At 37.9% G+C, this 26,099-nt stretch carries 27 protein-coding genes; 20 read left to right on the forward strand and 7 right to left on the reverse strand.

Translation table 11 applies throughout. The annotated features are described in order from the left end of the window. Positions 1-100 precede the first annotated feature (100 nt). The 4 genes from H4O18_RS16780 to H4O18_RS16795 all read right to left on the reverse strand — a co-directional run bounded on the left by H4O18_RS16780 (position 101) and on the right by H4O18_RS16795 (position 6,127). On the reverse strand, positions 101-2,533 hold the full coding sequence (locus tag H4O18_RS16780) for an ABC transporter permease (protein ID WP_187586684.1): 2,433 nt from the start codon (positions 2,531-2,533) through the stop codon (positions 101-103). A gap of 152 nt (positions 2,534-2,685) precedes the next feature. Continuing rightward, positions 2,686-3,381: an ABC transporter ATP-binding protein gene (locus H4O18_RS16785; RefSeq protein WP_187586686.1), complete on the reverse strand. Its 696-nt coding sequence runs from the start codon at positions 3,379-3,381 to the stop codon at positions 2,686-2,688. Positions 3,382-3,528: 147 nt separating this feature from the next. Continuing rightward, complete coding sequence (locus tag H4O18_RS16790) at positions 3,529-4,779, reverse strand: efflux RND transporter periplasmic adaptor subunit (RefSeq protein ID WP_187586688.1); 1,251 nt, start codon at positions 4,777-4,779, stop codon at positions 3,529-3,531. Position 4,780: 1 nt separating this feature from the next. Further along, positions 4,781-6,127: a TolC family protein gene (locus H4O18_RS16795; protein WP_187586691.1), complete on the reverse strand. Its 1,347-nt coding sequence runs from the start codon at positions 6,125-6,127 to the stop codon at positions 4,781-4,783. 376 nt (positions 6,128-6,503) lie between these two features. Here H4O18_RS16795 and H4O18_RS16800 point away from each other — a divergent pair, with 376 nt between their 5' ends. Both H4O18_RS16800 and H4O18_RS16805 read left to right on the forward strand, forming a co-directional pair. After that, a complete protein-coding gene (locus tag H4O18_RS16800; RefSeq protein WP_187586693.1) occupies positions 6,504-7,877 on the forward strand; it encodes a sigma-54-dependent transcriptional regulator in 1,374 nt (457 codons plus the stop codon). Further along, complete coding sequence (locus tag H4O18_RS16805) at positions 7,867-9,216, forward strand: sensor histidine kinase (protein WP_187586695.1); 1,350 nt, start codon at positions 7,867-7,869, stop codon at positions 9,214-9,216. Before H4O18_RS16800 ends, H4O18_RS16805 begins: the two co-directional genes overlap by 11 nt. A gap of 228 nt (positions 9,217-9,444) precedes the next feature. Here H4O18_RS16805 and H4O18_RS16810 read toward each other — a convergent pair whose 3' ends face one another. Continuing rightward, positions 9,445-9,615 (reverse strand): DUF6747 family protein, encoded by a 171-nt coding sequence (locus tag H4O18_RS16810; protein WP_187586697.1) that lies wholly within the window; start codon positions 9,613-9,615, stop codon positions 9,445-9,447. Positions 9,616-9,952: 337 nt separating this feature from the next. Between H4O18_RS16810 and H4O18_RS16815 the strand changes: the two genes are divergently transcribed. From H4O18_RS16815 to H4O18_RS16830, 4 genes are all read left to right on the forward strand, one after another. Next, positions 9,953-10,261, forward strand: coding sequence for a hypothetical protein (locus H4O18_RS16815; protein WP_187586699.1), 309 nt, complete (start codon positions 9,953-9,955; stop codon positions 10,259-10,261). 324 nt (positions 10,262-10,585) lie between these two features. Further along, positions 10,586-10,864 (forward strand): helix-turn-helix domain-containing protein, encoded by a 279-nt coding sequence (locus tag H4O18_RS16820; RefSeq protein ID WP_187586701.1) that lies wholly within the window; start codon positions 10,586-10,588, stop codon positions 10,862-10,864. Between the two features lie 6 nt (positions 10,865-10,870). Further along, complete coding sequence (locus tag H4O18_RS16825; RefSeq protein ID WP_187586702.1) at positions 10,871-11,548, forward strand: hypothetical protein; 678 nt, start codon at positions 10,871-10,873, stop codon at positions 11,546-11,548. Then, positions 11,545-12,198: a P-loop NTPase family protein gene (locus tag H4O18_RS16830; protein ID WP_222942445.1), complete on the forward strand. Its 654-nt coding sequence runs from the start codon at positions 11,545-11,547 to the stop codon at positions 12,196-12,198. The genes H4O18_RS16825 and H4O18_RS16830 overlap by 4 nt, the downstream gene beginning before the upstream one ends. A 214-nt stretch (positions 12,199-12,412) precedes the next feature. Here the strand turns inward: H4O18_RS16830 and H4O18_RS16835 are convergent, their stop codons facing one another. Then, positions 12,413-13,009 (reverse strand): N-acetylmuramoyl-L-alanine amidase family protein, encoded by a 597-nt coding sequence (locus H4O18_RS16835; RefSeq protein ID WP_246474367.1) that lies wholly within the window; start codon positions 13,007-13,009, stop codon positions 12,413-12,415. A gap of 236 nt (positions 13,010-13,245) precedes the next feature. Between H4O18_RS16835 and H4O18_RS16840 the strand changes: the two genes are divergently transcribed. From H4O18_RS16840 to H4O18_RS16900, 13 genes are all read left to right on the forward strand, one after another. Next, complete coding sequence (locus H4O18_RS16840; protein WP_187586706.1) at positions 13,246-13,533, forward strand: hypothetical protein; 288 nt, start codon at positions 13,246-13,248, stop codon at positions 13,531-13,533. Beyond that, a complete protein-coding gene (locus tag H4O18_RS16845; protein WP_187586708.1) occupies positions 13,533-13,817 on the forward strand; it encodes a hypothetical protein in 285 nt (94 codons plus the stop codon). Before H4O18_RS16840 ends, H4O18_RS16845 begins: the two co-directional genes overlap by 1 nt. Continuing rightward, the gene (locus tag H4O18_RS16850) at positions 13,804-16,233 is read left to right on the forward strand and encodes a TraG family conjugative transposon ATPase (RefSeq protein WP_187586710.1); all 2,430 of its coding nucleotides are present in this window, start codon (positions 13,804-13,806) and stop codon (positions 16,231-16,233) included. The genes H4O18_RS16845 and H4O18_RS16850 overlap by 14 nt, the downstream gene beginning before the upstream one ends. Before the next feature lie 62 nt (positions 16,234-16,295). Further along, positions 16,296-16,826, forward strand: coding sequence for a conjugal transfer protein (locus H4O18_RS16855; RefSeq protein ID WP_484463090.1), 531 nt, complete (start codon positions 16,296-16,298; stop codon positions 16,824-16,826). Next, complete coding sequence (locus H4O18_RS16860) at positions 16,826-17,668, forward strand: hypothetical protein (RefSeq protein WP_187586714.1); 843 nt, start codon at positions 16,826-16,828, stop codon at positions 17,666-17,668. Before H4O18_RS16855 ends, H4O18_RS16860 begins: the two co-directional genes overlap by 1 nt. Before the next feature lie 21 nt (positions 17,669-17,689). Further along, the gene (locus H4O18_RS16865) at positions 17,690-18,307 is read left to right on the forward strand and encodes a conjugal transfer protein TraK (protein WP_187586716.1); all 618 of its coding nucleotides are present in this window, start codon (positions 17,690-17,692) and stop codon (positions 18,305-18,307) included. Beyond that, positions 18,297-19,256, forward strand: a complete 960-nt coding sequence (traM, locus tag H4O18_RS16870) for a conjugative transposon protein TraM (RefSeq protein ID WP_187586718.1) — start codon at positions 18,297-18,299, stop codon at positions 19,254-19,256. Before H4O18_RS16865 ends, traM begins: the two co-directional genes overlap by 11 nt. Continuing rightward, the gene (locus H4O18_RS16875) at positions 19,253-20,053 is read left to right on the forward strand and encodes a DUF4138 domain-containing protein (protein ID WP_187586720.1); all 801 of its coding nucleotides are present in this window, start codon (positions 19,253-19,255) and stop codon (positions 20,051-20,053) included. Before traM ends, H4O18_RS16875 begins: the two co-directional genes overlap by 4 nt. A 515-nt stretch (positions 20,054-20,568) precedes the next feature. Further along, positions 20,569-20,904, forward strand: coding sequence for a single-stranded DNA-binding protein (locus H4O18_RS16880; protein ID WP_187586722.1), 336 nt, complete (start codon positions 20,569-20,571; stop codon positions 20,902-20,904). A 69-nt stretch (positions 20,905-20,973) separates the two neighbouring features. Then, complete coding sequence (locus tag H4O18_RS16885) at positions 20,974-21,423, forward strand: JAB domain-containing protein (protein WP_187586724.1); 450 nt, start codon at positions 20,974-20,976, stop codon at positions 21,421-21,423. 487 nt (positions 21,424-21,910) lie between these two features. Next, a complete protein-coding gene (locus H4O18_RS16890) occupies positions 21,911-22,498 on the forward strand; it encodes a BfmA/BtgA family mobilization protein (protein WP_187586726.1) in 588 nt (195 codons plus the stop codon). Further along, entirely contained in the window at positions 22,461-23,495 is a 1,035-nt protein-coding gene (gene mobB, locus H4O18_RS16895) for a MobB family relaxase (protein WP_187586728.1), read from the forward strand. The genes H4O18_RS16890 and mobB overlap by 38 nt, the downstream gene beginning before the upstream one ends. Beyond that, complete coding sequence (locus H4O18_RS16900) at positions 23,492-24,943, forward strand: type IV secretory system conjugative DNA transfer family protein (RefSeq protein WP_187586730.1); 1,452 nt, start codon at positions 23,492-23,494, stop codon at positions 24,941-24,943. The genes mobB and H4O18_RS16900 overlap by 4 nt, the downstream gene beginning before the upstream one ends. A 106-nt stretch (positions 24,944-25,049) precedes the next feature. Here the strand turns inward: H4O18_RS16900 and H4O18_RS16905 are convergent, their stop codons facing one another. Further along, positions 25,050-25,262, reverse strand: coding sequence for a hypothetical protein (locus tag H4O18_RS16905; RefSeq protein ID WP_187586732.1), 213 nt, complete (start codon positions 25,260-25,262; stop codon positions 25,050-25,052). 320 nt (positions 25,263-25,582) lie between these two features. Here H4O18_RS16905 and H4O18_RS16910 point away from each other — a divergent pair, with 320 nt between their 5' ends. Beyond that, positions 25,583-25,894, forward strand: coding sequence for a hypothetical protein (locus H4O18_RS16910; RefSeq protein ID WP_187586734.1), 312 nt, complete (start codon positions 25,583-25,585; stop codon positions 25,892-25,894). Positions 25,895-26,099: the final 205 nt, after the last annotated feature.

The following is a 26,099-nucleotide window of genomic DNA, read 5'->3' on the forward strand; positions in this document are numbered from 1 at the left end:
ATTTGATTGATGATATGAGTTTTGATTACTATCTATCCACTATCCATTGTTTACTGTTCAATTATCACTGTATACATCATACTTCCCACTTTCCGATTAACTATTCTGTACGTAAACTTTTTACCGGATTTACTATGGCCGCCTTTATACTTTGGTAGCTTACAGTTAGTACCGCTATGGTGAGGGCTATTAGCGCTGCAAATACAAATACCCACCAACTAATTTCTATTCTATAGGTAAAATCCTCGAGCCACTTGTTCATTAAGTACCAGCCAATGGGCAGGGAAACTATAATGGCTACCCCTACCATTTTTAGAAAGTCGGTCGTAAGATGATAAGTTATTTGGCCAATACTGGCGCCAAGGACTTTTCGGATGCCAATCTCCTTGGTGCGTTTTTGGGCATTGAAGGCCGCTAGGCCAAACAATCCAAGGCATGCGATTAAAATGGACAATATGGTAAAGGTCACGAAAATGCGTCCTAACTGCTGCTCTGCTTCATAGGTGGTATTAAAGGAGTCCTCCATAAATCGATAGCCGAAAGGCTGCCCCGGTGCGACTTTGTGCCATATTCCTTCAATACTTGAAATCGAGTGTGAAAAATTCCCAGCTTCAAGTTTTACGGCCAAAGAACCGGTAGACCTTCCCAAAGTCATACTCAAGGCGCCAATATTTTCCCTGAGCGATTCATAATTAAAATCTTTGATGACACCAATAATTGTAAAATTGTTAGAAGTCCCATTTTCAAAATTGCGAATAATTCGCATTCCCAAGGCTTCTTTGGGCTTCACTCCCAAAATGGCAACCGCCGACTCGTTGATCAGCATAGCCGTAGAGTCGGTACCAAACTGTCTATCAAAGTTCCTGCCCTCCAGGATTTCCATATTCATAGTGGGGATATAATCATCGTCAACATTCCATATCTGCATATTTATAGAATTTTCCGCCGTTGCCCCCCCTTCCTTAAAAAAGGAGGTATTACTTCGAACGGATGGAGTTGGTAAAAAACTGCTCAACGTTGCACTTTCCACTTGGCCAAGTTGTTCCACCTGCTCCTTAAAAGTGGTAGCTTTATCGCCCAATGTATATACATCATCAACAATCAGAACCTGATCTTTTGTAAAACCCAGATCTTTACTTTGAATGAACTTCAATTGCATAAAGACTACCAAAGTGCTTACTATCAAAAATATTGAAATAGCAAATTGAAATACCACAAGTAAACTTCTAATGTTTCCTCCACCAGTACTAGTTGCTCCTGCCCCCTTAAGCACCTTCACCGGCGCAAAACGCGACATAAAGAATGCAGGATACATTCCAGAAAAGAGTGCTAAAACCGTAGCACCAACAAATAAAGCAATCCAGAAAATGGGATTGGTAAATGGTATGGAAATGGACTTCCCGGAAAGTGCATTAAAATAAGGGATGGCCACTATTGCTATGCCCAAGCAAAACAAAAGGGAGATAAAGGAAATTAAACCCGATTCGGTCAAAAATTGCCGTATCAAGGCAGATTTGTCCGACCCCAAAGTTTTGCGAATACCAACTTCTTTTGCCCGTTTAAGGGACTGTGCCGTTGATAGGTTCATAAAATTAACACTGGCCAATAATATCAAGAACAAGCCAATGAACGAAAGAATATAGACATTTTGAATACTACTATTTGGACTTAGTTCATGGTCTTTGTTAGAATACAGATGTATATCCTTTAATGCTATGGTGTTATAATACAGGTAATTACCAGAGGCCGCCAACTGTTCTTCGGTTACACCGGGCAGAAATGTCTGTACATACGGCATTATGTATGTACCGACCATGGACTGTAAGGGCTCCTGAAGATTGGCTATATCTGCACCTGGTATCAGCTTAATAAATGTGAAAAAATTATGACTGGTCCATTCCTGATTTTGCGCATCTTCATTCCCTGCCATCGCCATAAAAACATTGTGATTTCTAAGAAATGAACGCTCTGGCATATCCTCTATTACGCCTGTTACAGTATAGGTATCGGTGTTGTTCAATATCAAACTTTGACCTACAGCTTTTTTTAATCCGAAATGTTTTAGGGCTGCCGTCTTGGTCAGGACTAAGGTGTTGGGTTCTTTTAAGGCAGTTTGCACATCCCCAACCAACAGTTCAAGACCGAACATCTCAAAGAAAGTAGCATCCACAAAGGTTGCACTTTGTTCCTTTATGTTGGCTTCCGTATTGCTCTTTCTAAGGAGCATACTGCCCAAATTCCTAAATCTAGTAGTTAGTTCAACCTGAGAAAAATCGCTTTCCATTGCTGCAGCCATTGGTGCTGAAACTTGTGCAGATTTACTCTCCGTTCCACCAAATTTTATATCTGCATTTATTCTATAAATGCGATCGGCCTCAGGGAACATCGTATCAAAATTCATCTCATCGTAGATGTATAAAGATATGAGCAGTCCCCCGGCCATTCCAATGGCCAGGCCAAACGTATTTAAAAATGCAAAAAAGGGCTGCCTTTTAAGGCTTCTCCATGCAATTTTAATGTAATTTTTAAACATGATTAGTGTTTTTTTGCACTGAAACTTGTTCAGTTCCTATTGATTTTGATGAATAAACTCCTTTATTGCATTTCGTATAAACCTCCCAGGCATCAAAACCATGTAGGTTTCCTATTCTTATAAGTTAAACTTTCCTAGCCCAGCCTAGTATTCTACATCAAGGCCCCCATAGCCCTATTATGGCTTTCGGTGGCAATCTGCCCATCAAATAGGTTTACCACTCTGTGTGCATAGTGAGAATCCCGGTCCGAGTGGGTAACCATCACAATGGTGGTTCCTTCCTGATTCAACTCTGTTAATAGGTTCATCACTTCGATCCCGTTTTTAGAGTCCAAATTTCCTGTTGGCTCATCTGCCAAGATCAACTTGGGATTGGTAACCACTGCCCTTGAAATTGCTACACGCTGTTGTTGACCTCCAGAAAGTTGTTGTGGAAAATGCTTTTCCCTGTGCGCTATTTTCATTCGTTCCAATACGGCCATTACCTTTTGCTTGCGCTCATTCTTATTCATTTTAAGATAGATCAATGGCAATTCCACATTTTCAAAGACGGTAAGTTCATCTATCAAATTAAAACTCTGGAAAACAAAACCCAGGTTTCCTTTTCTTAATTGGGTACGTTGATTTTCCTTTAGGTGCCCCACTTCATGGCTAGCGAATTGATAACTTCCAGAGGTAGGATTATCCAACATACCAATAATGTTCAACAAGGTAGACTTACCACAACCCGAAGGTCCCATTATGGCTACAAATTCGCCCTCCTGAACCTTGAGGTTTACATTGTTCAAGGCCAATGTCTCCACTTCTTCGGTCCTAAAGCTTTTTTTTAGATTTTGTATTTGTATCATTCTTCGATTGGATTTTAAGTGTTATAATTAAAGACTTCTATGTTTCGTTTTAGTTACAGTTTTTTAGTGTTATTCTTTCTGCTAGACCACCTTTCGTCTCCGCTCAGGGTTCTTTTTTCCAAATTGGGTAGCTGAGCCAAGCCGAAGTTATTTCAGCACTATATTATCGGCATCTCCAAAACTATCATAGTTGGAGGTGATTACTTTTTCTCCATTCTCCAATCCTTCCAGCACTTCATAATATCTGGAGTTTTGTTTTCCTATTCTTATTTTCCGCTTCAATGCCTCATTACCATCCGGGCTTACCACAAATATCCATTGTCCCCCGGTACTTTGGAAAAAACTTCCTTTGGGCAGCAAGAGTGCATCACTGGATTCGCCCAACTGAAGTTTTATATTATAACTTTGCCCTGCACGGATGTTTTGTGGTTTTTCACCTATAAAGACCAAATCGATCTTGAACTTGCCATTGCGCACTTCAGGATATACCTTTCTCAACCGCAGGGTATGCTCTGTTCCATTACGCTCAAAAGTTGCATTTAAATCGCGTTTCACACGATCTATGTAATGTTCATCTATATCTGCCTCGATCTTATAATCTGTGAGTACATTTACTTGCCCAATACGTTGGCCTTGACTTATATTCTGTCCTATTTCGGCATCCAAAAACCCTAATTGCCCATCTGCAGGTGCCCGTACGTTCAAATGGTCCAGGCGTTCGTAAACCATAGTAAGGGTCTTGCGCATACGTTCCAGATCTGCATCCAATCCCGCCAAGGAGGTGCTGCGCATTTCATCGTCATGTTCGGTCTGTAGTTTAACTATTTCATATTGCTTTTGGGATAGCTCAAAATTCTCTTTCGATACTAAATACTCCTCCTTTGAAATCAATTCATCATCGTATAATTCCTGGTTCTGTTCAAAATTCCGTTTCAATTTTGTTAAATCGTACTGCGCGTTGGCCAAAGATTTTCTACCCTCAACCTGTCTGGAATCAAATGTTATTTTGGTAGACCTTAGGTCGTTCTGCTTAAGTGCCAAATTGCTTTCACTGTTCAATATTTGCTCATATAGACCAATATTCTCCAGTTTAAGGATAATATCCCCTTTTTGTACCATGGCCCCTTCCTCAATCAGTTTTTCGGTTACACGCCCCCCTTCGTAGGCATCCATATATATGGTAGCAATAGGGGCCACCGTACCGTTGATGGTGATATAATCATCAAATTTTCCCTGTACCACCTCCGCTATGGACAATTTATCCTTTTCCGTTCTAAAAGTATGGCCCGTATTGGCCGTTATCATTTTCCAACCCATAAATAGCATGATAACTCCAATAGCAATATACCCGTAGTGCTTTGGCCTTAATCCTTTCTTCTTTTCTAATTGTATATCCATTTTAATTGGTGCTATTAATGTTAAAAATAGGTAGACCTTGATAAAAGGCCAGTGTATTCTGGTTAATTTGAAGCAGTAGTTTTACCTGTAGATTTTTATTTTGTGATGTGGCGTACATGGACTTTGCAAGATTAAGTTCCATTATCGTAAACAAGCCCTTTTCATATTTTTTTTGTGCCACTCCAAAAGCCTGTTCCTGGGCCATAATTTGCTTTTCACTCTGAATGAGCTCAACATTTAACGCCTTATTCTCTTGAACAAGTTGTTGTATGGCCTTAAAAATTTCCTGCTCCTGTATTTCCAGATTATTTTCTTCCCTTTTTAAAGCAATTTTCCGTTGCTTGATGGCAGAACGCGTAGACCAGGCATTAAAAATGGGAACATTAAGCGAAAATCCCACATATCTGGATGCATTGTCCTGAATTTGATTTTTAAATGGAATTGTAACGCCCAAGGTGTCCCTAGTGGTTTCATAGTATCCGGTACCATAGCCGGTAGCAAAGGAAAGTGATGGGTAAAGCGCTCCCCTGGCAACACTCAGTTGTTTTTTGACTGCCTCAGTTCTATACCTTTGGGCCTTGAGAAGGGGTACGAAATCCTTGGCCAGGCCGTAAATACTATCTGCTGACAGCTTGTTATCGGCCATTGTATTGGGTACTAAAGGGTTTATTTGCAGGGTATTGGCATTTTCCAAATTCATTTCCTGTATCAGGGTAAGCTTTGCGGCCTGTAACAGATTTTCATTCTGGGTAACGTTCAATTGATCCGTATACAATATGGATTCTGCTTCATATAGATCGGCCTTGGCCTTCAACCCTATTTCAATTTGTTTATTGGCCAGTTTAAAATTGTCTTCAGAGATTGCCAATTGTTCCTTTAAAATTGCCAGAAGACCCTCATAAAACTGAATGTCATGATAGGCCGTCATAATCCTAAGGGCCATTAAAAATCTCTGCTGTTGCGACGTTTCCTGTGCAGCCTTTAATAAAAGCTTACTTGCTTTAATAGTGTTGACCTTTTGGAAACCTTGAAAAAGATCAATGGAAGCGTTCAAGGAATAGCCATTGGAAAAAAATTCCGTATCGATTATATCATTGGTATTTGGATCTGTAGATCTACCATAACTAATATTATAATCGCCAAAACCGTTAACCCTTGGAAGCATGTCCCTTATTGCCTGGTTATAATTCTCTTTACCCGAATCTTCCAGATATTGATAGTCCAGCAGCGTAAGATTATGTTCCAAGGCATAGGAAATGCAATTTTCCAAGGTCCAGTTCTCCTGACCATTGGCGACAACACAGCTAAACAAAAACAAGAGAAGCAATTTTCCTTCTATAAAATTCATAATACAAACAGGGTTAAAAAAATCACCAATTCCACCGCTATGACAATAATTGGCAAAGTACCCTATTCCAAGTCTGTGCCAAATAATTACTATATTGATTTACAGTTAGTTATATTTTTATTTTAGAATGCGACATATTTGATTGTAAAATAGTTGTACAACAATTGTCCAATATTTGGACACTATTTATGTCGTTATTATTACAAATTGTAATTTTGATAAGTGAAGTAATTGTCTGCTGGGATAAGAAAGGGAGGTGAAGTGGACTCTTCGTTAAACTTCAACACTGACAACAAATCTATATCCGCCCCACTTATTTCAAGCAAAAGAGATATTTATAAAAACTGATCAAAAAAAATGCCTTATTAATAATATTATGGTCGAGGGAAAAATATTAGTTGTAGACGACAATAAAAGTGTTTTGAGCGCCTTGGAAATCTTGTTGCAATTTGAATACACCAGCATTACTACAATTTCCAATCCAAATCTGATATCTTCCTTTCCCGACTTATCCCAAATTGATGTCGTTTTGTTGGATATGAATTTTTCTGCTGGAGTAAATACGGGAAATGAAGGATTATTTTGGTTGAAGGAAATTAAGAAAAAGGCACCTCTTACCGCAGTTATCATGATGACTGCTTACGGGGCGGTAGAACTAGCGGTACAGGCGCTAAAAGAGGGAGCATCCGATTTTATATTAAAACCTTGGAACAACGATAAGTTCTTGGCTACCGTAAAAGCGGCTTATATGCTTCGCAAATCCCAGAAAGAAATTAGTAAATTAAAACAAAAGGAAAGTAATTTAAAGCAGGTAATTAATCAGGACAAAAATTATATTATTGGGAATTCGAAGGCACTCACCGCCGTTTTGAACCTTACCAATAAAGTGGCCAAAACCGATGTGAACGTTTTGATTACCGGTGAAAACGGTACTGGCAAAGAACTAATTGCCCGACAATTGCACCGAATGTCTCCAAGACAAAATGAAGTTTTCATCCCGGTCGATATGGGTTCTATATCAGAAAATCTATTCGAAAGTGAGCTATTTGGCCACCTTAAGGGATCGTTTACGGATGCCAAGGAGGACAGGACCGGAAAATTTGAAGCGGCCAATGGAGGAACCCTGTTTTTGGATGAGATAGGCAACCTTTCCCTACAAATGCAGGCTAAACTACTATCCGCCATTCAGAATAAGGTCATAGTACGCGTGGGATCCAATAGGCCCATTCCGGTAGATATTAGATTGGTCTGTGCCACCAATGGCAATTTGGAACAAATGGTAACCGATGGTCTCTTTAGAGAGGATCTTTTATATCGAATAAATACCATACATATTCAGGTTCCAGCACTTCGGGATAGAGGGGATGATATTTTGATACTTGCTGATTTTTATTTGAAAAAATATAGCGCCAAATATGCAAAACACGGACTCCGGATAAACGATATTGCCGAAGAAAAGCTGATGCAATACTCATGGCCGGGAAATGTGAGGGAACTTCAGCACACTTTGGAAAGGGCAGTAATTCTTTGCGAAGGAAATATTCTGAAACCTACGGATTTTATATTGAATGCGAAACCATCCCAATTAATGCCAGCAGGACTTAAAACCTTGGAGGAAATGGAACAAATTATGATTGTAAATGCCCTGCAAAGCCATGATGGCAATTATAGTGCAGCGGCGACGCAATTGGGAATATCGCGACAAACGCTCTATAATAAAATTAAAAAACAGGATAATAATGGTGAGTAAAAACTTCTATTTCCAAACCATAGGCCGAGTTATCTTTATTACCGCCACATCCTTAATGCTTGCTTTTTTATTGGCCCGGGAAAACTATGTTTTTGGCATTTTAACCCTAATTGCACTGGTATTTCAAGCCTACTATTTAATCAGATATGTAAATGAGACCAATAGAAAAATTGCCTATTTCTTCGATGCTATAAAAAATGAGGATTTCACCCTTAGATTTCCCGAAAAGTTGACTCTTAAATCCCTTGAAGAGCTCAATCACAGTCTGAATATGCTAAATGAAATGATTCAAAAGATCCATTTGAAAAATCAGACCCAAGAACGATTTTACCAAGAGATCCTAAAACAGGCGGACATTGGCATTTTAGCAATCAATGGTAAAGGACATATTCTTTTTGCCAATCCCAGAATTGAACAAATGCTGAATTACACGCCCCTTAACCACATTAAGCAACTAACGCAAGTAGATGAGGATTTGTATCAGTTATTTAGTGAATTAAACCCATTTGAACGTCGAATGCTCCAATTGACCAATGAACGGGAAAAAATAGATTTGGCAATAAAGTCCTCCTCCTTTAATATGGATGGACAAGAATTGTTATTGGTGGTCATCCAAGATATTCATCAGGAATTAGACGAAAAGGAAACCGAGTCTTGGACCAGGTTGATTAGGGTATTGACCCATGAAATAATGAATTCCATCACTCCAATAACTTCCATTTCCGATTCCATTTTAAAATATAACACGATTACTGACAAAAACCTTGAGGATGAAACTGTATATCAAAAACGTTTGGAAAACACCATTAAGGGCCTGGAAGTGATAAAAGATCAAGGAACTAATTTAATGAGTTTCGTGCAATCATACCGCAGTTTTTTAAATGTTCCTATGCCGGATAAAAAAATTGTTCGTGTACCTAATTTATTGGAGAAAGTAATATTATTGGTAGGGCAAGACAAAGAATTTTCAAATACTTCCATTGAAATGCGGATGCAGACCCAGGACCTGGAACTTTTTATTGATGAAAAACAAATTACTCAGGTTTTAATCAATTTGTGTAGAAATGCTCTGCAATCCCTTAAACAGCAAAAAGATAGTTCTATAATATTGATGGCCGGAATAAACAAAGTAGGGCAAAAATATATAGAAGTAAAGGACAATGGCCCAGGAATACCTGTTGAATTGATAAATGAAATCTTTGTCCCATTTTTCACCACCAAAAATTCGGGAACAGGGGTAGGATTAAGTCTTTCCAAGCAGATACTGCGGATGCACGGGGGCAATTTAAAGGTAAATTCCATACCCAATAAAGAAACTTCCTTTTTATTGATTTTTTGAATATCGCAACACAAGCAGAATTATTCCAAAGGTCAATTTATATTTAAACTATATTAAAAGTATGTAGTCCAAATCATTACTATTTCCGTCGATATATTCGGTCATAACACGCCATTCAAAACAATGCTTTGGTATTGGATAGCCACTGGAATATTAAAGTGATTACAGGTATAAATTTTTATTAATTTATTTTTTTAGGAAGGACGGTCAAATATGGATATCGATAAATTAATCCCATATGAATCCATTCATCAATCTATCTGTAAATGCGTAAAGTACCATTACGAACAATAGGGTGCACACCCAAAAATATATCTTAAATCCATTCTTTATAATTTGGTTTCCCAGGTTCTTAAAGGCTTCTGAATAGACCTTTTTAATAAGTATTGTTTTAGCCATTTTTCTGTCTTTATTAAATCTTGGCCAAAAATAGATCTCCCTAAACAGCCCGCCCGATGTAATGGATAAAATGATAATAATTTGGTCTAGTTGTAAACGAATTTTAATAAGCCCAATATTTCAGACCGTTTGTCGATATTGTGGATAATTCGCCACTATTTTAAGTATGGATACGAAATTGTTTTGTAGATGTTTATCCAGCTCTTCCAAATGATTAACTCTGTATTGCAATTGGTCTTTTTAAAATGAAACATATCGAAAAAGTATTGATATATAAGGAATTAAGGTATTATTTGGATGGTGCTTATTCAATGCATCAATTGTAAATCTATTAATTGTGGAAAAAGAGAATTCTAAATTTTGTGAATATACCAAACACTACAAGGCAATATCATTTAATGTAAGGTATTCCTATGCGACCAATGACCTTCGGGAATTGTTTTTTGCCGCGCAACCTTTGGAAACCTTGAACAGCAAGGAATCTACCGGAGATTTCATGTATGGGAAGATCGATAGGGATTTTAAATTAAAGATAGGTATAAAGGAATTTCAAATAATAATGTCCCGGGAATTGCATGAAAGGATGGGTGTGCTATACGACGAAATTAGAAATGAATATGTCCAGTTCATCAATACAAACCTATAATTTGCACGATGTAGCAACCGATGGAATCAAATAATAACAAACAGGATCGAAATACGTAACTACGAAAGAACTACCGCTTCCCTTTAAATTTTTAATATTTAGGTTTTAGTGATATACTTACTGAAGATCCCTTCCTAAATAGATCAAATGCCTAAATTTTTATCCATTAAAAGGCAAATGTTAATTGTTCACCCCATTACGGGTGATATGGTGAACTTATTTTTCTGAAAAAAGTAAGATTTGTAAGCGAAAGTCAAATCATGATCGGGACCGACAATGGTCAAAATTGAATTCTGTTGGTCCCTTTCTTTAAACATTTACACTATGCCAGCAAATTTGATTACCACAGACGATCTTAGGGAGTTTAAGATCGAACTATTGGAGGGTATGAAACAACTACTCTCAAAACAAGCCAACGGTACCCTTAAAAGGTATCTCCGATCCTCGGAAGTTATGGACATGCTTCAAATAAGTGCCGGAACGCTCCAGAATCTACGAATCAACGGAACTTTGCCTTATACCAAAATGGGAGGAATTCTTTTTTATGATACCGAGGATATTCAAAAAATCATGCTGTCCAATCGAATACATCATGAATATTGATTTTCTATGAACTATATAAAACACCTAAATGGCGTCTTTCTACAATTTTCAAAGGACCACAGATTGAACCCTACCCACATAAGTTTGTACGTGGGTCTTTTTCAGTTGTGGAACAACTATCATTTTCGGGATAGTTTCCATATCAACCGTGAGGAAGTAATGGCCTATGCAAAAATAGGATCAAAATCTACCTATCACCGCTGCTTAAAGGAATTGGATCACTGGAAATACTTAAAATATATACCGTCCCATAACCCTTTTCAGGGAAGTAGGATCAAGATGTTCAATTTTGGGACAAGTGATGGACAAGTGGTGTACCCGTACAGTGCCAAAAACGGGACAAGCAATGGACAAGTAGTGGTACGTAATAATAAACATATACAAACATTAAAAAACAATACAAAGGGGGGCAAACATGGCCCGCCCCAAAACGAAAATGAAGTTGTTACTTTTTTTAAAGATGAAAATTGGCCAATAACCGAAGCCAAAAAGTTCTACAACCATTATCAAAGTGTAGGATGGAAACTAGGAGGAACAACGGAAATTGTAAATTGGTTCGCTATAGCCCGGAAATGGATGCTGAAGGAAACAGAGTTTAAAGCCGAAAAAACAATTATCCCGGTTAGCCAAAATACGGACAACTTGAAGACCAGTTCAATGAAAAACTTTAATCAGCCATTATGAACCCACACATTATCTTTGAGGGACATAAAAAATATGTCCTAGGAAGTCTACAGAATAATGAAATCTGCTATGACTTTGATAGTATACTGGCTTATCTCAATGCCAAAGGGAAACTTTTGTTCGGAAAGAATTTTAGAATATTTGAGGAGGACCGCAAGATTTTGTTCAAGCTTTGCAACTATTATATTAAGGACCGAAGCAATTGCGGGAAACTGGGACTGGACCTGACCAAAGGAATCCTTCTTTCCGGTCCCGTTGGTTGTGGCAAGACCAGTCTCATGAAGTTGCTTCGTCATCTGACTCCGAACGGTAGACCCTATGAAGTGATACCAGCCCGGAATATTACTTTCGCGTTCAATAATATCGGCTTTAAAATTGTTGAGGATTATGGGAATGGTAAATTTTATTGTTTTGACGACCTGGGCGTAGAGCCTACTGGTCGATATTTCGCCAAAGACTGTAATGTCATGGGGGAAATACTTCTTTCACGCTACGAACTATTATTGAACCACAACATCCGTACTCACGCTACAACCAATCTCAATGCCCAGGAACTAGAGCTACGTTACGGCACCAGGGTGCGTTCACGAATGAGGCAGTTGTTTAATTTGATAGCCTTTGACAAGGACAGTGCAGATAAGAGAATATAGTTTTATTATTGGAATAATCTTAGTGGAGTACGTAGGTATTTATTTTGGCTGTTCCTTTTGAATGTTTGGTCTAGATATGTCTTTGTGGAATTACCATGGTATTATATCCCTGCTTGAGAAACCTATTAGCTAAATGAGCTTATTGTCCATTGATGTTGGTTCAATCCAATGCCGATTGGAATTTGACCTAGATTTTTTTCTTATTTTTTTTTTATCATTGTTCCTTAAAATGGTTGTAGATACCTAGCAATATTGCCATGGCGATTGCCCTAATGCTTTTTGGTTGTCCATAATATTCCACCTCATCAAGATTGGTGACAAAGCCAGTTTCTATAAGAATGGATGGGCAAAACCCAATGGTTTCCCTCAGTACCTGGAAATTGGCCAGCTTTACCCCCCTTTCCGTTATACCCAATTCTTGAATAATCTCTTCTAGAATAGAATTTGCCAGATGTTGGGCTACTTCAATGTTGGGGTTTTCCTTATTGGGATAATAAATTTCCATGCCGCGGGCATTGGTCTTGGCCGCGTTGCAATGTAGTGACACAAAAAGATCACACTTTATACTCGCAGCCAGTCTACTTCTATCCCGCAAAGAAATCAGGGTATCAGTGTTTCGGGTCATATAGATATCGAACTCGTTATCCAAAATAGAATGATTTAAGTTTTGGATTTCATGGGCAATGTTCAAAACCACTTCCTTTTCCAAAACCTTATTGACTCCTACCGCACCAGAGTCTTTTCCCCCATGCCCCGGATCGATGACCAAGATTTTTTTTGTTGTTCCTCCTTGGCCAAAAATAAGGTACATATTTAAGAACACGAGCCATAAAATGACGTTTCTATGGCAATTACGTTTGCTATCCTCCGAGTTTATTAACATTTCAATTTTATTCTACAATTTTTTTTGATGTCATTTATCACCAAAATCCATTAAAACAATCCAATTAATATTTTATTCACAAAATACTGAAAATCAGTGTTTTAAATTCAAATATAAACTAATTTTAGTTTATCAGAATTTATCTAAAAACTAAACTTGATAAAATGAAAAAATTACAATATTTGGTTGGTCTTGCTTTTATGACTTCTAAATCCACCTCCGCCCAAATTGGGGGTATAGAGCAATCCGTTAATGATGTATCGGATACCATCCGTACTATATTCCCAATTATTTTGGGTGTTATCTTTCTAATCGGCTTTCTTTTTAATGCCGGTCATTTCTTCGGGGAAAACTCAGACCTTAAAAAGGGCATTACGCGTGTATTGGTATTTGTACTTATAGCTGGAGCCGTTGTTGGAATCTTTACTTATCTCATCGGAATTGTTGTTTAATGAAAAGGTTCGAAGTCTATAGGAATATTCGGAAAAAAGCAATGATCATGGGACTGTCCATAACCTTTTTTGCCATTATGATGACATCCGTTATAGGTTCCTTGATCCTTATTATCTTTTCGTTCAACCTTCCTATAATTGTTTCAACCATCATTTTCAATATTCTTCTATTCAGCGCCCTGACCTATTGCAATAACAATCCACAAATATTCCATCTTAAAAAAGTGCTGCCCAATACCATCAGTAATAAAAGAGAAAGTTTCTTGGACTATGAAGAAGATTAATATATCTGGTTTCCATCCTATCCTGGATATTCAGGGACATATGGTCTTTGCCAATAATGGCAACTTGGTCCTATGCTATTCCATATTGAACCCTGAAATTTATTCCTTGTCTGAAAAGGATTTTGAGGATTTGCACGGAACTTGGTTCCAAGCGTTTAAATCCTTGCCGGTAAGCACTATTATACATAAGCAGGATGTTTATAGGGAGGCTATTTTTAATGCGTGCAATCTCCCAAAAGATAGTTTTTTGCAAAAGGCAACCTACAACTATTTTAAGGGCAGGGAATTTATGATGCAGTCTTCCTATCTCTTTTTTATTCTGCCCCTTGACAAATCATTTAACGCTTCAAAATTTGTCAATCCCTTCCGGAAAGTGGACAAGGGTATCCTTAAGAAGGTGGACCATAATGCCCAAGAGTTTATCAATGCGGTAAATGACTCGGTTTCATTTATCAATAATGGAGGAAAAATAACCTTAACTCCTATGGAGGAGGTCGGGATCTTGCAGATGACCCATCAATTTTTCAACGGTTTTAATAATGGCTTTGACACCGATATCCAATTGAATAAGAATAGTTTGGATATAGGTGATTTCCAGTTTGATCTGATGGCGGTAAATAGTGAACTCTGCTTCGGAGATCGTATCGAAAGTAGTAAACCCAATGAAAAGTTTACTTCCGACGATTTTATATTTCATCAAGGTTTTATGGATGGATTGGGGCTTAAGCTCAACAAGAACCATATCATCAACCAGATTATCTATATGGACGATAAAACAAAGTGGCGAAAATTTCTGGAGAAAAATATAGAGGAACTAAAGAAGAGCTCCAATTTTGGAACCCAGAATAAGGTTGTTCTTAGAAAAATAGAGGCTATCCTAGCCAAAATCAATGAGGATGATAGTTCTAGAATAGTTAGGGGCCATCTCAATATCATTTTTTGGGGCCGGGGAAAACTTGAGCTGGAAAGATTGGCAACAAAGATCAAAACGGAGTTCAAGGAATTGGATATAGTCCCTTATTATCCCAAAGGTGAGGAAAGGAAACATTATTTTCTGAACAGCTATTGTTGTTTTACCTCCAACTTTTCCAATGAAGATCTTTATGTGATGGATCTTAAACATTGCCTTTGCCTATTCATAAACAACGGAAATTATTTGTCCGATGAAACGGGAATTGTGTTTAATGATAGACAGCATAATATCCCCATTTTAAAGGATGTATGGGACGAAAGCAAAAAACGGATCAAAGCCCGGAACTTTGCCATTTTTGCACCCACTGGGGAAGGGAAATCTTTTCTGGCCAATAATATCCTTCGCCAATATTTTGAAAGTGGTGTCAGATTAGTGGTAATCGACCTGGGTGGCTCATATGATAAATTTGCAAAGCTCTATCCGCAAGACCACATTGTTCTAAGATATGAGCAAGGAAAAAATCTTGGTATCAACCCTTTTTATATTTCGGACAAGACGGATCTTACCCCTGAACGACTGGAAGATCTTACTGTTTTTATATTGGAGCTGTTGGCCGCGAGAAGCGAAACCACCAAGGCTCAAGAAGTCTCCGTTAAAAAAGTGCTCCTTTATTATTATGAGAAGGTCAAAGGGGCTCATTCCTTGGCCTCATTGTACAAATTTGTGGATGACAACAAGACTACCTTGATCAATGACCTTCAGATTCGGGAAGTACATTTCAGTATCTATGACTTTCTCCATATCCTTTCGGAATATGTAGGGAATGGAATCTATAGTTTTCTTTTTAATTCGCGGATTGACCAAACCTTTAGATTGGAAGACAAAAGACTCATTGTATTCGAACTTGACGAGGTAAAGGACAATAAGGAAATTCTTTCTGTTATGCTCAAATTGATTAAATCGGCTATTCAAAGGACTATTTGGCGGAACAAGGCGGAAAAGGGCATCATTCTATTCGACGAATTTGCTAAACAGTTGAAATTTAAAAATGTCCTTGAAAGCGTCGAATTCTATTACCAAGCCATCCGGAAACAAAATGGGGCCATCGGTATTATCCTTCAATCCATCAATCAATTGCCCAATAATTCCACATCGGCAAGTATTCTTGAGAACACTCAAGTAATATATAGCCTTAGGAATGAAAAGGGTTATGATGAATTGAGGAATAGGCTCAATCTTTCCTCACACGACCTGAACCAGTTGAAATCCATTAGGAACCAGCTGGGAAGTGGTCGAAAATATACAGAAATGTTTATAAAAATTGGTAAGGAAAGTAACGTTTTTAGATTGGAAGTCCCCCCAGAGGTCTATGCCGCCTACCTAACTGATGGGGCCGAAAATACAATTATAATGGACCTATATGATAAACATCATAACATGGAAATGGCCATTACCCAATTTGTTGAACAAAGGTCATTGGCCTCTAGTGAACTTAACAATTAAAACTAAATAAAATGAAACACTCTAACCTCAAACTATTTTTGGTTCTGACCTTAGCCCTATTCATGGGAAACACATCAATGGCCCAGGGAATGCCCGTTTATGACAATACCAATTTTATATCCTTTATGAAGTCCTTATTGGAGTCAGGAAAGCAGACCGCGGAATTATTGAAGACGGTTAAATTTTTAAAGGAGCAGAAGGAGAATATCGATAGGGTAAACAATGTGGTCAAACAATTGAACGCTGTAAGGGAATTGGCCAGGAACAACCAGCATCTCCATGATATGGTCCAAGGTGACCTAAGGGAAATTCTGAATTCTCCCTTTATCAAGCCTGGGGAAGTGGACCGTATTTCAAATTCGTTCCACAGTATCATAGAAAATTCCTTGTTGGCAATGGATTTTATTGATCAAGTGCTTTCCAGTGATAATTTGAAGATGACCGATGCGGAACGCACCGCCATTCTCAAAGAAAAGGAAGTAGAATCCAAGGAAATGGTAGCCGAAATCGAAGCCAAGACCCGACGCTATCGGGAGATAATCACCTTTAGGGAAATGCAACACAAAATCAACAACAGGGAAACCAATTACTAATGTCAGGGGTGTTTTTAAGTATAGGGCTTGAATATGTGGACACTGTCTTTCAAACTATAAAGAACAGTGATTTCTCACAATACACCATTACTGGGATGAAAACCCTTGCCGTACTTCTGTTCCTTTTCAATATTCTAAAAAAATATAGTGAGGGAGTGGCCAATAATGAAGGCTATACCTGGGGTTTGACCCCGGCCGAATTGGCCAAGAACTTTACAGTGGTCGTTTTGGTTATTTTTTCAACACAGGTACTTGGTGTTTTTGATAATATTCTGGTGGCTATTGAAACCCAATACCGGGACACCGCCCCTGCCCTGCTTCCCTTACAATTACAGGATTTGGATATCGAACAGGATGTAGGTGCGGTCGAAGCTGCCAAAAAGGCAATGGCACTGCTCTATGAAGCTTTGGTAACACCTTTGTTCGGGCTTAAAATATTGGCATTTATCATCAGTATGATATTATGGCTTTTAGATCTGTTCATATACCCCCTGTTCTTGGCCCAAAGATTCTTCCTGATGGGGGTTATGCAGGCCTTCTTTCCATTGGTCATTAGCTTGGCAGTGTTTGAGAAATTTCGGTCCATGGCCTATAATTTTTTTAAGCTCTATACTGGAGTATATATGTTGGTGCCCGCTTTCTTCTTGGTCAATATATTCATAAACAAACTATATACAGAGGTAAATACTAATTTCTGGCCTAGTCTCTTCGGAACTGAATGGGGAAGCCAAACTTTTGCCCCCGTCGTTCAATTGGGGTCCATTGGGTTTATTGTGTTGCTAAAATTCACCTTGTACCGCAGGGCAATCTCATTTACGCTTAGACTTTTTAGTGCGACTTAAATCTTTAATCGGAAATAATCAATGAAAACACCTTATAAAAACATACGAAATATTCTTGGACTGAATCGTTTTGTGGTCATTGCGGTAGTCATTGCGTCATCGGCTATTAGTGCTATTTCCATGCTCCTGGTATTAAGGCTTCACAATGAGGCCATGAACAATGCTTTTATGGTAAATACTGAAGGGAATGTAATTCCCCTAAAACTTGTAGATCAAAAAGAGAACTTGGAAGTGGAGGCCATGGCTCACTTGGAATTGTTCCACAACTATTTTTACAATATCAATCCAAATAATTATGAGCACAATTTGGAAAAGGCTCTGTGGTTGGGCAATAGCTCTGTTGATGCCCTTTATAGGCAGAAAAGGGCCGAAGGAGTATATAATCGTTTGCTGCAATATTCCCTCGTGCAGAAGGTACTTTCCATAGAGTCTAAAATCAATTTGGACAGCGAACCTTTCGCTTTTGAGACCAAAACAATTTTTGAAATTAATAGGGGGGCAACCAAGGATACCTATGAATTGGTCAGCAGTGGCAGACTTATCCGAATTGAAAGGGTCTTCCCCAATAATACCCATGGATTTTTAATCACTGATTTTTTTGAAAATACGATGAGAAAACTGGAACAATATGAAAATTGAAAAGAACAAAATCGTTTTTACGTCCATTCTCCTCTGTATTCTCCTGTTTATTACCGCCTATGCCGTAATTATAATGGATGAAGGGGAGAATCCCAACCTGGATATCAATCAAATTCCTTTACCGGAATTAAAGAATGAACAAAAAATATATGACTCAAAATTGGATGCACTTAACGATATTAAAGAGGAAAAACAATTAAATGTACCCAGTGTCTACAATGATAAATTTTTGGATTCCACCGGGCGGTACGACCCAGATTTATTGAACAAGGAGAAAAGGCGAATGGTGGATAGCATTTATAAATATGGACGTATACAATATTCACAAAAGCACTATAACAATGTAAAAATGCACGCCCCTAGGGCGAGTATTCCGATAGCGGAAGTTAATCCTTTAGATGATGGAATTACAACTGCGGAAACCCAGGTAGCCTCCAAGGAATTGGCTCTTGATCATCAACTTTTTTTTGCATCCCACCCTATTTCTGATGAGGACCGGACCACTTCTCCCCAATCTATCCTGGCAAGGGTCGACGGTACTCAAACTGTAAAGACGGACTATCGTTTAAGAATGCGCCTATTGCAAGACACGAAGATCAATAGTGTTTTGATTCCTAAAAATACCCGCATCTATGGATTCGTAAGTTTTAAGCCGAACAGAACATTAATACGCATTGAAAACATCGACCATTTCCCTATACAATTAATGGCCTACGATTTTGAAGATGGTTCCGAGGGCATATATCTAAAGAATAATTTTCGCGCGGAAGCCACAAATGAAGTGGTGGATGATATAGTGGACGATATAAATATTACGGGGATGCCACAAATTAAAGGGGTTCAGCGGATCTTTAGACGTAATAGAAGGAACACTCGGGCCACGATAATCGATAATTACAAACTGATACTAAAATTGAAAAAGAACAATCCTAAATTATATTTTCAATGAAAACCCTACTCCTTATTTTAATATTTGGTATTTGTATTCCGATGTCCGCTCAAGGTCCCTTGGATACCATTTATGCCAATGAACAAAAAAATGTGGCCTTGTTTTTTTCCGAACCGATTCGCCAGGGTATTACGGGCGCGCAACATTTTGTATTTACCTATAACCGGGAAAAGGAACAGCATTTTGGTCTTTTGCAGGCACAGCCCGGTCCTGAAAGCAATCTATTGGTGGTTACTTCCAAAGGACAGCTGTATTCCTATATCTTAAAATACGAACCGCAATTGACCAATCTAAATTATTTTATAGATGAAAATGATAGTATTGGGAACGAAGTCCCTCAAAAGACCATCTTGGATTCGGTAAAAATAGATACGAAATCCAATGACGTTAGGTCGGACTATTTTAACAGGGCATGTAGGCATGTAATAAAATCCCAATCTGGATATATTGCTTCCAGACAAAAACGGGGTATATCCTTGAAACTATTAAAACCTGTTTATTACGGTTCTGAAGTTTTTCTGATTATTGAGGCTATGAATAATTCTGGCATCGATTTCGAAATCGATTATCTAAATGCTTATAAGGCCAATGGAGCCAATAGGCCTAAAGCTTCCTTTCAGAATATTCAATTGAAGACAATTTATACCTACGATCTGCCAAAGATCATCAAAAACAGGGAGAGGAAACGGTTTGTATTTGTCCTTCCCAAGTTTGTACTGGCACCTATGGAAAAATTGATTCTTGAGTTAAGGGAATTAAAGGGAAGTAGGTCTTTACTTCTGGATATTCATCTTTAACCATAAGTTTTAATAAGTTATGATAAGTGTTTGTTATTTAATGATATAAATACTATTAAACGTAAGTAACACCAAGAATTTTTCGCACTTACATCCCCACTATTGGTATTTGTTTCCAGTATCTCAAAATAGATATAAGATATAGTTTTAGTATTCGATTTACGCATTGTCCACTTCCGGACATTATGGATTTTACATTGTCTTTCAATTCACTTGCACCGCTGTAGCCGCTCCCTTTTTTTGAAGGCAAAACAACAATATTTTTGGATGAAAACACTGCATAAAGCCATCGCTCCTTCCCCACTGTTTATAAGTGTTTTCATCCAAAAATATTGTATTCCATCAAGCAACAAAAAAAGGTAACGACGACGGCTCTATGGAAAGTAAATCGAAATATCAAATTATGGAATCATCGAAAATATCTCAAAACGGAAGTGGACAATGCCTAACAAAAAAAAGGAAAACACTCCGGATATAATAAGTAAATCATTTGTTAAACCTTAAATATTTTAATTATGGGAATTATTAGAAACAATGTTCAGTTAATCGGTAATGTAGGACAGGATCCCAACATTACGAATCTAGAAAATGGTAAAAAAGTGGCTCGATTTTCCTTGGCGACCAATGCCTATTTCAAAGACTCCAATGGAGAAAGACAGAAGGAAACCAATTGGCACAATATAGTGGCATGGGGCAAGAGTGCGGAAATTATAGAAAAGTTCGCGGCCAAGGGAAAGGAAATTGCTGTGACGGGAAAACTTAAATCCCGAACATACACTCCTGACGATGGCATTCAACGCTATATAACCGAAGTGGAAGCTAGGGAAATTTTGCTCCTAGGAAATAACTAAACAAAAAAAGAGGGTATCACCCGAAAATTGATCCCTCTTTTTACTAAATCAATATATAAACACTTGATAATGAAATACAAAGTTAATGAAATCCAGATAAGTTACAAAGAACAAATACGCTCTCCCTTCTGGCACGTGATTGGATGCTCACAGGATGCGGCAAACATATTATACAACCAGTGGAACAAGAATACCATAGGGATACAGGAATGTTTTAAGGTGGTACTGTTGAACAATAGTAATAAGGTCAAAGGTATCTATAAGCTTTCTCAAGGCGGCATTACCGGCACCTTGGTGGATCTAAGGATACTTTTTGCCGTAGCCCTAAAATCCCTTTCAGTGGCGATAATACTTGTCCACAATCACCCCAGTGGTAAACTGAAGGCAAGTGAGGCCGATGTGCTCCTTACTCGGAAAATAAAAAATGCCGCAGAATTTCTCGATATAAAAGTTCTGGACCATTTGATCATTGCACCAGATGGCGGATACTTTAGTTTTTCGGATCACGGTCTAATATGAGTTTGAAAGCCAATTATTTTTTAACCTAGGTACAATCCCCCGGGCCCTTGCAAATCGCAGGGCCTTTTTTTTGTCCTGACTTTTGGAGCATTAATCCTTTTTATTCCCATTTTTTTTCAATCCCATTTATTTTCATATCAAAACGAAGCATTTGGTGCCATTTCCCATTTTAGTTTTATGGACAAAAGGAATATATTTAAAAGACAGTTTCATAGTACATCTTTTGATTCGTTGATTCCTATTGATTTGACTTTCCAGGATAGCGATTCTAACTGAATATTTTAACGGATGAACATTTTATGTTCGAGGTTTTTGTAGCGCTATCAGCGGACAAAAAGGAGAAGCAAGAGGATAACATGCCAAGGCAATGTTATTGTTTGTATTTAATTGAATGTCAGGAGTGTAGGTGGGTTTATTAAAAGTTATGACAGAGGTGACTACAGTAAATCCGGCGCGAGGCCAACATAATAGTGAATTTTTACAGTAAATGAATCTTCAAGGCAAAAAGGCATATGACTTTTCAGCGATAAGTATCAAATCCAATATCGCTGAGCGGTTTCGGAAGTTTTCCAAAAAAGTGGGTCGCTCCCACTCGAAAACCATACAGACCATGATCAATTTTTTCGAGTGGAACGAAATCTCCCCCAACGATTCCATGGGACCCAATATGATCAGCTTGGAGAACAGACTTAAAAAAAGGATAAATGCCCTAGTGGCCATAATCAAGAACATCGAAAAAAACCAGACCAAACCTACCAACGCCATGTTGGAATTATTGTTTCAAGAAAATAAAAACGAAACCCAATTTACTGATGATAAACTAATGTTCGAACAACATGATTTGATTTCAGAAAATGAGGAGCTTGAATATTATCGAAATCAATATGAAGATATCCGGGTACAGTATCACAAAGTAAAAAACCATCTTGAAAATATCCTGGATAAAGTCTCCTATGTTAAAGGAAATTTTGGCAGTGGATACCTAAAACTTCAGATGAGCCAACAGGATTTTGAAAATTTAAAAAAATCATTGAACCATGTACATCACGATAACAAAACAAAAGACGGACGGTAACTTTGCTCAAAGCGTAGCGGATTTCGTAGCCTATCTGGAGAAGGAAAACCAGCATAGGTCCATGGACGACTTGGAACATTTCTTCGATCAATACGGAGATGGGATATCAAAGGAAGAAGTGATCCAAGAAATTGATGGCAATACTTCCAAGCTTAAAAAAACGGAGCCCAAATTCTACTCCATTACCGTTAATCCAAGTGCCTTTGAATTAAAAAGATTGCAAAACCCCTCACAAAACCTCAAAGAATATACCCGGGATTTAATGAAGGACTATGCCGCAGCCTTTAACCGTGAAATTAATGGGAGGGCCGTGACTATCGACGATATTAAATACTTTGCAAAAATTGAACACCATAGAACTTTTAAAGGGACAGATCACCAGATTCGGGAAAATCAACCCTATGCGACTAAAATATTGGAATTAAAAAAGCAAATTCGAAATATTGAACAGGGAAAAGCACAAGGCGATATTGCGAAATTACTACGCGATATTGCCCGGCTGGAAAGGGAGGCTCCTCATCAGCAGAATGGGCAACGTATTGTACAGGGCATGGCCAAACAGGGACCGCAACACCACATCCATATCATTGTCAGCCGAAAGGATATGTCCAACTCCTTCAGTTTGTCACCAGGTAGCAAATACAAGTCATCAGAGACCATTTTTAATGGGAAAGCTGTAAAACGCGGCTTTGATAGGGATAAGTTTTTCTCATCTTCCGAAAAAACTTTTGACAAGCTATTTGGTTACCACCGAAACTATGCTGAAACTTACCAAGCTCGAAAAACATTCATAAATAACCCAAAACAATTTTTCTCCATTCTTTCCGGACTTCCTACCAATGAAAAGAACCTAGCATTTAAATTATTGCGCAAAACAGGAATTGATTATCCAGTGATGAATATTCCGACCAATAAGGTACAGCTAGCCCTTAAAACGCTACAAAGATTAAAAAAAGGACTGGACAAAGCCATACAATCGGGTTCCATTGGGATATGAACACCGACTGGGCACATACCGTTCTTTATGTCGTTATACCTGTTATATTTATCGGTACGTTTTTATTCGTTTTTCTACATAAGGAAGGAACCCACGTTACTGATAAAGTGTATCAGGTAAATTTTAAACTGCAAACCGGTAAATTTAAAATCGATAATATCAAACGCGGGGCATCCGTCATTGGTGCTGCAGGCAGTGGAAAGACGGAAAGTGTCATCTATAATTTTTTGAAGCATTTTAGTCAACAGCAATTTTGCGGAATCCTACACGATTATAAGAATTTTGAACTCACAGAGATGGCCTATCCCCTATTCTCTATTAATGATCAAATAAAATTCTATACCATCGCCTTTGATCAAATTCACTTTAAAGTAAACCCCATAGCCCCAAGATACTTGCACAACGAGGAGAGTGTCAATGAAATTTCCAAAGTGCTTGTCGAAAATTTACTGGAATTTAATGAGGCCAGTTCCAATAGTACCACCAAATTTTTCAATGATGCCGTTGAAGGACTGTTAAGCGGATTGATATGGAAGCTAAAATCGTCCTTTCCGCAATACTGTACCCTTCCCCATTTAATTGCCATATTCCAATCCATGGACACCAATAGGTTGGTTGCATTCTTAAAATCAGACCTTATTTCCAAAGGTATGGCCAGTGCCTTTATCAACGGGGTGGATTCCGACAAACAAACGGCCGGAGTAAAGAGCACCCTGGCCAACGCATTCAAGAAGATTAGTTCCCAACAACTGTTCATGGTGCTTTCCAAGGATGAAGTACCTCTTGATATAAACAGTGAGGAAAACCCAGCAGTGATCTCCCTTGTGAACCATCCCAAATATGAAGCCGCTTATTCACCTATAATAGCAGCTGTTCTACATACTGTAATAAAACAGATGAGTGTCAGAAACCAACGACGTTCCTTTCTGTTGATGGAGGAGGCTCCTACCTTAAAACTTTTAAATATGCACCGCATTCCTGCTACCTTGCGCAGTTATGATATTGCCACCGTATACGTAATGCAGGACAAGGTACAGAACGATATCCTTTATGGTGACAAAATGAGCAGGGCCATATTGGCCAACCTCTCGTACCAATTTTTCGGAAAGGTAAACGACCCCGATACCGCCAAATACTACGAACGCTTCTTTGAAATCGTTAGAAAGGAAACGACAAGTATCAACCGTGGAAATAACCTTAATTTCGATACTCGGATTACCACAGGGGAAAAGGAGGTCTCCAAACGTAGGGCCGATGTTTTTTTTCGTTTACAACAAGGAGAATTTATTGCTTTTGCAGATGGAAAGGACAAAAAGGTGAAATTCAATTTACAATCTATCATAAAGGAATTGCCACCCAGAAGGAATTATTATTCCCAAGAAGATTTGAGAATGAATTTTGAAAGGATCTACCGGGAGATTCGGTCGATTACAAAAATAGATACTTAACTCCGCATAATTTTCGACAATAAAGTAGTGCTAATTAAAATGCTAATTTTAACAAAACGGAGGCTTTTTACAATGAGGTTTTTCTATCACTAAATGATTATGGTATTTAATTATCCTCGGAAATGTTATAAATGTCTTCTTTGACTTTTTTTGATAACCCCTGGGTTTTGCCCGTTAAATTTTGGTCAGCAATGTCGTTGGATTCGACAATGGTGTCCATTTTAAAAACCTGTTTGTCAAAAGGAGGTACATCCCGATCGATGACATACCCAGATAAAGCCAATAAGTAAGTACCAAATAATAGAATAGACCTTTTCATCACATATTATTTTTGTTCGTGAGATTTAATATTGATGAATTAAAGTTAGCCTAGGTATAATTTTCTCATTAGCTCAAATGCAAAATTTTTTATCCTCTTCAACATGTTCATTATACTACCTTTCCAATTTTTATCGTTGCTATTCGTAATATTTTCCTTTTGAAAAAGAACGCTTCGAGGAAAAATTGAGGTGAAATCTTGAATGCCTTCGTTGTCCTTCATTATCATATAATCGTTTCAACTAATGGTTGATTCATTTGAATTAATATTTAGGAAACCGCATTATTATTTTCACCTAGGTCAACTTTATTTTTTTAGCTATGATTTTTTCACTCGAAATGATTATTCCGTTCTTTTGTGGTTTCGCCACGGCATTTGCACTATTATACATATTCGGATTAGTTAACGAACCAAAAAATCAATTATCCAAGAACATTCAAGAATTTCAGTTTAACCGAAATATAGACCGGGCTACAAGTCTGAACAAAGGAGGTATTGACCAAAATTTTGTTATAAGTTTAAAAGACGACCAAACTTCCAAAACCAAGATAAGGTTTAACAAGAGCCTAAAAATGCTCAAGATCAAAATTGAAGAGTTTAAAGCTCGAAGCAATATTTCTCAATTACAATAAGATATTTTTAGGATTAGTGAATAAGGTAATAATATTGAGCGTGTCTTTTCCCAAACAATTGGATGAAAGCTAAAGTCTTGATAAATAAACTGGAGTTCAGGATAAGCTGTAGTTGGAAAGTCCACCATTTCAACGAAAAAACACGGATTTATTGTCGATTAAACAGAATAAATAACAATATTTGGAGTTAAAGTATCATACCTAA

Source organism: Arenibacter arenosicollis, assembly GCF_014397245.1.
Classification (GTDB): domain Bacteria; phylum Bacteroidota; class Bacteroidia; order Flavobacteriales; family Flavobacteriaceae; genus Arenibacter; species Arenibacter arenosicollis.